This is a genomic window from Actinokineospora sp. (genome assembly GCF_050699995.1).
GTDB lineage: Bacteria > Actinomycetota > Actinomycetes > Mycobacteriales > Pseudonocardiaceae > Actinokineospora.
Genome location: NZ_JBOHGC010000154.1, coordinates 1 through 8,768, shown reverse-complemented (window position 1 = coordinate 8,768; position 8,768 = coordinate 1). Strand labels below are relative to the sequence as shown.

At 68.9% G+C, this 8,768-nt stretch carries 7 protein-coding genes; 6 read left to right on the top strand and 1 reads right to left on the bottom strand.

The annotated features are described in order from the left end of the window. From ACRDSQ_RS08820 to ACRDSQ_RS08805, 4 genes are all read left to right on the top strand, one after another. On the top strand, positions 1-1,118 hold a 1,118-nt coding region (locus ACRDSQ_RS08820; RefSeq protein WP_431420326.1), incomplete at its 5' end, for a carboxyl transferase domain-containing protein. A gap of 5 nt (positions 1,119-1,123) precedes the next feature. Then, a complete protein-coding gene (locus tag ACRDSQ_RS08815; RefSeq protein ID WP_431420323.1) occupies positions 1,124-3,118 on the top strand; it encodes a biotin carboxylase N-terminal domain-containing protein in 1,995 nt (664 codons plus the stop codon). Next, complete coding sequence (locus ACRDSQ_RS08810) at positions 3,115-4,269, top strand: acyl-CoA dehydrogenase family protein (protein ID WP_431420321.1); 1,155 nt, start codon at positions 3,115-3,117, stop codon at positions 4,267-4,269. Before ACRDSQ_RS08815 ends, ACRDSQ_RS08810 begins: the two co-directional genes overlap by 4 nt. A 149-nt stretch (positions 4,270-4,418) precedes the next feature. Next, positions 4,419-5,477, top strand: coding sequence for an alpha/beta fold hydrolase (locus ACRDSQ_RS08805; RefSeq protein WP_431420319.1), 1,059 nt, complete (start codon positions 4,419-4,421; stop codon positions 5,475-5,477). A gap of 27 nt (positions 5,478-5,504) precedes the next feature. Here ACRDSQ_RS08805 and ACRDSQ_RS08800 read toward each other — a convergent pair whose 3' ends face one another. Continuing rightward, entirely contained in the window at positions 5,505-6,977 is a 1,473-nt protein-coding gene (locus ACRDSQ_RS08800) for an MFS transporter (protein WP_431420317.1), read from the bottom strand. 100 nt (positions 6,978-7,077) lie between these two features. Here ACRDSQ_RS08800 and ACRDSQ_RS08795 point away from each other — a divergent pair, with 100 nt between their 5' ends. Both ACRDSQ_RS08795 and ACRDSQ_RS08790 read left to right on the top strand, forming a co-directional pair. Further along, positions 7,078-7,713, top strand: a complete 636-nt coding sequence (locus ACRDSQ_RS08795; protein ID WP_431420315.1) for a TetR/AcrR family transcriptional regulator — start codon at positions 7,078-7,080, stop codon at positions 7,711-7,713. A 380-nt stretch (positions 7,714-8,093) separates the two neighbouring features. Then, a complete protein-coding gene (locus ACRDSQ_RS08790) occupies positions 8,094-8,672 on the top strand; it encodes a hypothetical protein (RefSeq protein ID WP_431420313.1) in 579 nt (192 codons plus the stop codon). The last annotated feature ends 96 nt before the right edge of the window (positions 8,673-8,768 follow it).

Genomic DNA, 8,768 nt, shown 5'->3' with positions numbered 1-8,768 from the left:
GCCGCATCTTCTTCAACCAGGCGCGCCTGTCGGCCCGCGGCATTCCGCAGATCGCCGCGGTGCTCGGATCGTGCACCGCGGGCGGCGCCTACGTCCCTGCGATGAGCGACGAGGCGGTGATCGTGCGAAACCAGGGCACGATCTTCCTCGGTGGACCGCCGTTGGTGAAGGCGGCGACCGGCGAGGAAGTCACCGCCGAGGAACTCGGTGGCGGCGATGTGCACGCACGGTCGTCCGGAGTCACCGACCACCTGGCCGCCGATGACTCCGACGCGATGCGCATAGTGCGCTCGATCGTGTCCACTTTGGGGCCGCGCTCGCCCAGACCGTGGGACGTGCTGCCGACTGAGCAGCCGGTAGCCGATCCCGCGGAACTCTATGGCGTTGTTCCCACCGACCCGCGCACTCCCTATGACGTGCGCGAGGTCATCGCCCGGATAACCGATGGCAGCCGGTTCTCGGAGTTCAAGAAGGAGTACGGCGCCACGCTGGTCACCGGGTTCGCCCGGATCCACGGCCACCCGGTCGGCATCGTGGCCAACAACGGTGTGCTGTTCAGCGAGTCGGCCATGAAGGGCGCGCACTTCATCGAGCTGTGCGACAAGCGCAGCATCCCGCTGCTCTACCTGCAGAACATCACCGGCTTCATGGTCGGACGCGACTACGAGGCCGGTGGCATCGCCAAGCACGGCGCGAAGATGGTCATGGCGACCGCGTGCGCGCGCGTACCGAAGTTCACAGTCGTCGTCGGCGGCTCGTTCGGCGCGGGCAACTACTCGATGTGCGGCCGCGCTTATTCACCGCGGTTCCTCTGGATGTGGCCCAACGCGCGCATCTCGGTCATGGGCGGCGAGCAGGCCGCGTCCGTGCTGTCCACGGTCCGCCGCGACCAGATCGAGGCGCGCGGCGACGAGTGGTCCGCCGAGGACGAGGACGCGTTCAAGGAGCCGATCCGTCAGCAGTACGAGGAGCAGGGCAACCCCTATTACTCGACGGCACGGCTGTGGGACGACGGTGTGATCGACCCGGCGGACACCCGCCAGGTGCTCGGCCTCGCGCTCTCCGCGGCGGCCAACGCACCGCTGAACCCTGTCGGCTACGGCGTCTTCCGGATGTGAGTGGGATGTTCACCAGCGTTCTGATCGCCAACCGCGGCGAAATCGCCTGCCGCGTCATCACCACGCTCCGCCGGATGCGCATCCGGTCGGTCGCGGTCTACAGCGACGCCGACGCGGGCGCCCGGCATGTCCGGGAGGCCGATGTGGCCATCCGCATCGGGCCTGCCGCCGCGCGCGAGAGCTACCTGTCCATCCCGAACATCATCGCGGCCGCCCGTGAGACCGGCGCCGAAGCGGTGCACCCCGGCTACGGGTTCCTCGCCGAGAACGTCGAGTTCGCGCGGGCCTGTGCCGAGGCCGGGCTGGTCTTCATCGGCCCGCCCGCGTCCGCCATCGACGCCATGGGCGACAAGATCCGCGCCAAGCTCACGGTCATCGCCGCCGGTGTCCCGGTCGTCCCTGGTCGCACCGAGCCGGGGATGTCCGACGACGACCTGGTCTCCGCCGCGACCGAGATCGGCTACCCGGTGCTGCTCAAGCCGTCCGCCGGTGGTGGCGGCAAGGGCATGCGGCTGGTCACCGAGCAGGACGGACTCCGGTCGGCCATCGAGTCCGCACGCCGTGAGGCCCGTGGGTCCTTCGGTGACGAGACCCTGCTGATCGAGCGGTTCGTGCAGCGTCCCCGGCACATCGAGATCCAGGTCCTCGCCGACGCGCACGGCAACGTGATCCACCTCGGTGAGCGCGAGTGCAGCCTGCAGCGGCGGCACCAGAAGATCATCGAGGAAGCGCCATCGCCCCTGCTCGACGCGGTCACGCGGGAGCGGATGGGCACGGCGGCGGTCGACGCGGCCAAGTCCGTGGGCTACACGGGCGCGGGCACGGTGGAGTTCATCGTCTCCGCCGACCGGCCCGACGAGTTCTTCTTCATGGAGATGAACACCCGGCTGCAGGTCGAGCACCCGGTCACCGAGGAGGTCACCGGGCTCGACTTGGTCGAGCAGCAGGTGCGGGTGGCCGCGGGGGAGCCGCTGTCGCTCAAGCAGTCCGATGTGGAGCTTCGCGGCCACTCGGTCGAGGCCCGTGTCTACGCCGAGGACCCGTCGACCGGCTTCCTGCCGACCGGGGGGCGCGTGCTGGGTCTGGCGCAGTCCACCGAGGACTGGGCGCGGATGGACTCCGGGCTGCTGGCCGGGTCTGTCGTCGGCTCGGACTACGACCCGATGCTCGCGAAGGTCATCACCTGGGGTGAGGACCGCGAGCAGGCCTTGGCCCGGCTCTCCGACGCGCTCGCCGACACCGTCGTGCTCGGCGTCGGCACGAACATCACGTTCCTGCGGGCGCTGCTGGCCGATGAGGACGTGCGCGCGGGCAGGCTCGACACCCAGCTCGTCGAACGCAAGCTCGACGCGCTGACCCGCGCGGAACCGGTGCCCGACGAGGTGTTCGCCGCCGCCGCCCTCGACGAGCTGCTCACGATGCAGCCCACCGGCGAGGTGATCGACCCGTGGTCGGTCCCCAACGGCTGGCGCCTCGGCCGGGCCGCCGTGGTCCCGCTGCGCCTGACCTCCGGCGACCGCGACGTGCGGGTCCGGCTCTGCGGCAGCCCGTCGGCCGCGACCGTGACGATCGACGACGGCGACCCCGTCACGGCGTCCGTGTCGCGTGTGGACGGTGCACTGCGGGTCACCTACGGCGGCCGCAACCTGCGCTACGCGCGGGCCCAGGACGGCAGGGATGGCGATGTCCTGTGGCTCGCGGCCGGTGGTCAGGCCTGGGCGGTCGCGGAGCACTCGATGCTCGAAGGCGCGGGATCGTCGGCCGCCGCGGGCGGGCCGGTGACCAGCCCGATGCCGGGCACGGTGCTGGTGGTCAAGGTCGCCGCGGGCGACCACGTGACCGTCGGGCAGCCGCTGCTCGTCGTCGAGGCGATGAAGATGGAGCACACCATCACGGCCAAGGTCGACGGTGTCGTCTCCGAACTGAACGTCCATGCGGGCCAACAGGTCGCGCTGAACCAGGTATTGACCGTGGTGACCCCAACGGAGGACCAGTCATGATCAACTTCACGCTGGGCGAGGAGCACGAGGCGCTCCGCAAGACCGTCCAAGAGTTCGCGCGTGAGGAGGTCGCCCCGGTCATCGGGGACTTCTACGAGCGCGAGGAGTTCCCCTACGAGATCGTGGCCAAGATGGGCCACATGGGCCTGTTCGGCCTGCCGATCTCCGAGGAGTACGGCGGCATGGGCGGCGACTACTTCGCCCTCTGCATCGCCCTGGAGGAGTTGGCCCGGGTCGACTCGTCGGTCGCGATCACGCTGGAGGCCGGTGTCTCCCTCGGTGCGATGCCGCTCTACCGGTTCGGCACCGAGGAGCAGAAGCAGACCTGGCTGCCGAAGCTCACCAACGCCGAGCAGCTCGGCGCGTTCGGCCTCACCGAGCCCGGCGGCGGCTCCGACGCGGGCGCCACCCGCACCACCGCCCGCCTCGACGGCGACGAGTGGGTCATCAACGGCTCCAAGGCGTTCATCACCAACTCCGGCACCGACATCACCGGCCTGGTCACGGTCACCGCCGTCACCGGCGTGAAGGACAACGGCCGCAAGGAGATCTCGGCGATCATCGTGCCGTCGGGCACGCCCGGGTTCACCGTGTCGAAGAAGTACTCGAAGGTCGGCTGGAACGCCTCCGACACCCGCGAGCTGGCCTTCGCCGACGTCCGCGTGCCGAAGGAGAACCTGCTCGGCGAGTTGGGCCGCGGCTACGCCCAGTTCCTGTCCACGCTGGACGAGGGCCGGGTCGCGATCGCCGCGCTGTCGGTCGGTCTGGCGCAGGGCTGCGTCGACGAGTCGCTGCGGTACGTGGGCGAGCGCGAGGCGTTCGGCCGCAAGATCGGCGAATACCAGGCCATCCAGTTCAAGATCGCCGACATGGAGCTGCGCGCGCACACCGCCCGCCTGGCCTACTACGCGGCGGCGGCCAAGATGCTGCGCGGCGAGCCGTTCAAGAAGGAGGCGGCCATCGCGAAGCTGCACGCCTCCAACGCCGCGATGGACAACGCCCGCGACGCCACCCAGATCTTCGGCGGCTACGGCTTCATGAACGAGTTCCCCGTCGGCCGCTTCTACCGCGACGCGAAGATCCTCGAGATCGGCGAGGGCACCAGCGAGGTCCAGCGCATGCTCATCGCCCGCGAACTAGGCCTCAAGTAGCCCACCCGCGAGTCCCCACCTCGCGACAATGAGTTCTCATTTCGCGACACGGCGAGAACATTCGGATCAGCAGTAAGCTGCGCTCCGCAGTATCGCGAAATGAGAACTCATTGTCGCGAGGTGGGGACTCGCGGGTGGAGGTGGGTGCGGTGGGCGTGACCGAGTGGGTGGCGGCGGCGGTTGAGAATGTGGGGGCGAAGGTCGCGCGCGGGGGGATCGCGGATCTTCGGCCGATGCCGCGCACGCTGATCGACAAGGGGCGGATGCGGTCGGTTTACCGCTTCGCCGAGGGGAACATTCCGGCGAGTGGGGATCCGGTGCTGTTCGTGCCGCCGCTCGCCGCGCCGTCGCTGTGCTTCGACCTGCGGCGCGGCTGCAGCCTCGCCGAGCACATGGTCGAGCAGGGGCGCTCGACGTACCTGGTCGACTTCGGCACCGTGAGCTTCGCCGACCGCTCGCTGGGGCTGGAGCACTGGATCGACGACGTGCTGCCGCACACGATCCGCGCGGTCAGCCAGGACGCGGGCGGCAGGCCGGTGCACGTGGTGGCCTGGTGCCTCGGCGGGATCATGTCGCTGCTCACCGCCGCCGACCAGCCGGGCCTGCCGATCGCGTCGATCTCCACGGTGGCGGCGCCGTTCGACGTGACGGCCATTCCGCTGATCGCGCCGATGAAGCCCCTGGTCGACTTCACCCAGGGCTGGATCCTCACCCCGGCCTACCGGCTGCTGGGCGGAGCGCCCCGGGCTCTGGTCAAGCGCGCGTTCCAGCTCTCGGCCATCGACAAGGTCGTCACCAAGCCGTACGCGATCCTGTCGCACCTCGACGACGCCGACTTCCTGGCGCAGATCGAGGCCGTCGACCGGTTCACCGACAACATGATCGCCTACCCCGGCCGGACCTTCGGGCAGCTCTACCACCGGTTCTTCCGCGCGAACGACCTCGCGGAGGGCACGTTCGACCTGGGCGGGCGCCGGATCAACCTGGCCGAGGTGAAGGTTCCGGTCCTGATCATCGCGGGCAAGGGCGACAGCATCGCCCCCGAGCGCGCGGTCAGGCACCTGGTCGACGTGCTGGACAACGCCGCCGAGGTCGAGTTCCACGCCTGCCCGGGCGGCCACCTCGGCGTGCTCGCGGGCCGAGCCGCTCGCAACACGACGTGGAAGCACATCGATGACTTCCTGGCGGTCCACAACCCGGTGGCGTGAGCGGCACACCCACGCCACCGGGGGCTGTCACATGTGGACGACGGGACCCGCGGTGCCCAGTTCCTCGGGCACGCCCGGGCGCAGCACCAGACCGGCCACGACGGCGCCGACAGCGAACAGGATCGCGCTGCCGAGGAACGCCGCGCTGTAGCCCGCGATGGCGGCCGAGGCCGGGGCCTTGCCCTCCATCATGGCCGTGGTCACCGCGCCGGCGGCGACCGAGCTGAACAGCGCGGTGCCGATAGAGCCACCCACCTGCTGCACGGCGTTGATCGCCGCGGACGCCGCGCCCGAGTCCTCGGCGGCGACGCCCAGGATGCCCACGTTCATGCTCGCGGCCATCGTCAGACCGATGCCGACGCCCGCGGTCAGCAGGCCGGGCAGCACACCGCTGGAGTAGGTGCTGGTCTCGTCGAGCATGGCGAGCAGTCCGGTGCCCGCGCCCGCGATCAGCATGCCACCCGCGATCAGCGGCCGCGGTCCGATCCTGGGCAGCAGCACCGTGGTCGCCAGTGTCGCCGCGACCATGAGCGTGCCGATCATCGGCAGGAACGACACGCCGGACTTCACCGGGCCGAACTGGAGGTTGACCTGCAGGAAGTAGGTCAGGAACAAGAAGATCACGAACATCCCGGCGCACAGGATGAAGATCGCCAGGAACGCGCCGCCGCGGTTGCGGTGCAGCAGGATGCGCAGCGGCAGCAGGGGGCTCTCCGCCTTGGTCTGCCACCAGGCGAAGACGCCGAGGAGCACGACGCCGGTGGTGATGCCACCCCACGTCAGTCCGTGGCTCCAGGACTCGGTCTCGGCGTTGGCCAGGCCGTAGACCAGCGCGAACATGCCCGCGGTCGCGGTGGCGATGCCGAAGAGGTCGAGCTTGGGGCGGTGGTCGGCGGTGCTGCGGTCGAGCAGGGCCACGCCGCCGAGGAACGCGGCTCCGGCGAAGATCAGGTTGACGAACATGCACCAGCGCCAGTCGAGGTACTCGGTGAGCACGCCGCCGAGCAGCAGGCCGATCGCGCCGCCGCCACCGGCGATGGCACCGAAGATGCCGAACGCCTTGGCGCGTTCCTTCGGGTCGGTGAACGTGGTGGTCAGCAGGGACAGCGCGGCGGGCGCGAGCAGCGCGGCGAACACACCCTGACCGACTCGTGCGGCCACGAGGATCTCGAAGCTGCCCGCCGCACCGCCGACGGCGGAGGCGAGCGCGAAGCCCGCGACGCCCGCGAGGAAGGTCAGCCTGCGGCCGAACAGGTCGGCCACCCGGCCGCCGATCAGCAGCAGGCTGCCGAAGCTCAGCGCGTAACCGGTGATCAGCCACTGGCGCTGGTCGTTGGTGAACTGGAGGTCCACCTGCGCCGACGGCAGGGCGATGTTCACGATGGTGGCGTCGAGCACCACCATCACCTGGGCGAGCGCGATCACGGCGAGGATGAGCCATCGTTTGTTGGACGCGACCTGCAGCGGTGGCTCGGGCGCGCGCGTGTCCGAGAGAGTCATGAATGCCCCTGGGGAGAAAGTTGAGACCCGGTCTCCGGTTATGGTTTCGACGGTACCAAGGAAGTGGAGGGCCGTCCTCCGGATTTGTTATGCTGGGAGCGTGACGATCGCCACCAAGCCCCTGCGCGTCGACGCCGAACGCAACCGCGTCCGCGTCGTCAGAGCGGCGCGGGAGGTCTTCGCGGAGCACGGGCTGGACGTCACTTTGGACGATGTGGCTCGGCGCGCGGGCGTCGGCGTCGGCACGGTCTACCGGCGGTTCCCCAACAAGGAAGCTCTGGTCACGGCGGTTTTCGACCACGTCGTCGAGGAACTGGCCGTGGTGATCGACGCGGCCGCGTCCACTCCGGACGCGTGGGAAGGCCTGTGTGGAATGATCACCGACATCGCCGAGCGGCAGTCGGCTGACCGGGGCCTGTTCGAGATCTGCACCCGGGCCGACTTCGGTCAGGTGGAGCGCATTTCCGAACACTTCATCCCGGCGGTGGACGCCCTGGTCGCCCGCGCGAAGGCGCAGGGCACGCTCCGCTCGGACTTCGAGGCGTCCGACATCGGCGCGCTCTTGATCATGGTCGCCGCGTCGGCGGAGTTGACCCGTGCGATCAATCCCGACTTGTGGCGGCGGTACCTGGCCATGCTGCTCGACGGGATCCGCACCGGCGGGTCAAACCCCCTTCCGTGCGCGGCCGCGACCCACGAGCAGATGGACCAGGCAATGCGTGCGGCTCACCGGTAGTTGCGGTCGCTCGCGCCAAGAGGGTGATCTCGTCGCAGGGCCCCACGTACCTGGTTGTGGGCCCAGTGCGATCGCGGCCTGGATGCACTCGTGATCATCAACAGCGTCTTCGCCTTGATCAGCATTGTGTGAGATCTTTCGCCCACGTCTTCGGCGATGGCTCTCGAAGAAGGCGGGGATGTCGCCGCGGGTTAGCTGCCTGTAGTAACGATCTACAGGTTCTCACCGTTCGTGTTCAGGTATGCGATTCGTCACTTCTGGTTGGTGCGTGTTACTCCGTTTGGAGTCTTGGCGGTTCGGATGCCACCAGGAAGGCTCCCGTTGCTTGTTAACCGTGCGCCGTCGGGGGACGCGTTCGAACCTGGGGGATCATCATTGTGATGCGCCGTATTTCGGCGCGCGGACGGCTGTGTCTGCGTGCAGGTGTTGTTGGTCTGGTGGCTGTGGTGGTCGCGCCGCTAACGAGCGTGGTCGCACAGGCTGCGCCGGTTGCATGGCTGGGGTCCGCGCCTGCGGAGTTGGTGTCGGAGGCCGCGGCGTCGGCGGCCGCGCGTGAGTTCGGAGAGCCGGTCCGGGTTGCGGATCTGATGTCGGAGACGTCGGAGGTGGTGGCGAATCCGGATGGTTCGATGACGTTGACGCGTCACGTGGAGCCGGTGCGGGTGCGGCGTGATGGTGGTTGGGTTCCGGTAGATACGACGTTGGTGCGGCGGGCGGATGGGACTTTGGGTCCCAAGGCTGCCGTGATCGATTTGTCGTTGTCGGGTGCTCGGTCGGAGCAGCATGGCGACATGCTTGTGACGGCTGCTGTCGGAGGTAAGCAGGTCGGCTTAGGGTGGAGTGGAGCGCTTCCGGAGCCAGTCTTGTCCGGTGATGTCGCGACCTATGTTGACGTGTTGCCCGGCGTGGACGTGAAGATCCAGGCCGAGGCCAATACCAGGAACTTTAGGTTCGGGTGAGGATGGTCACGACTGTGGGTGGTGGGCCTGTCAGGTGTTTGTCGATGGGTTTCTTCGATGGGAACGGGGTGCGCTGTGTGCGGCGGACCACGCGTG

Bases quoted from the DNA above. Each gene is read 5' to 3' on its own strand.
- ACRDSQ_RS08790 (WP_431420313.1), top strand. From the start codon at position 8,094: ATGCGCCGTATTTCGGCGCGCGGACGGCTGTGTCTGCGTGCAGGTGTT.
- ACRDSQ_RS08810 (WP_431420321.1), top strand. From the start codon at position 3,115: ATGATCAACTTCACGCTGGGCGAGGAGCACGAGGCGCTCCGCAAGACC.
- ACRDSQ_RS08815 (WP_431420323.1), top strand. From the start codon at position 1,124: ATGTTCACCAGCGTTCTGATCGCCAACCGCGGCGAAATCGCCTGCCGC.
- ACRDSQ_RS08800 (WP_431420317.1), bottom strand. From the start codon at position 6,977: ATGACTCTCTCGGACACGCGCGCGCCCGAGCCACCGCTGCAGGTCGCG.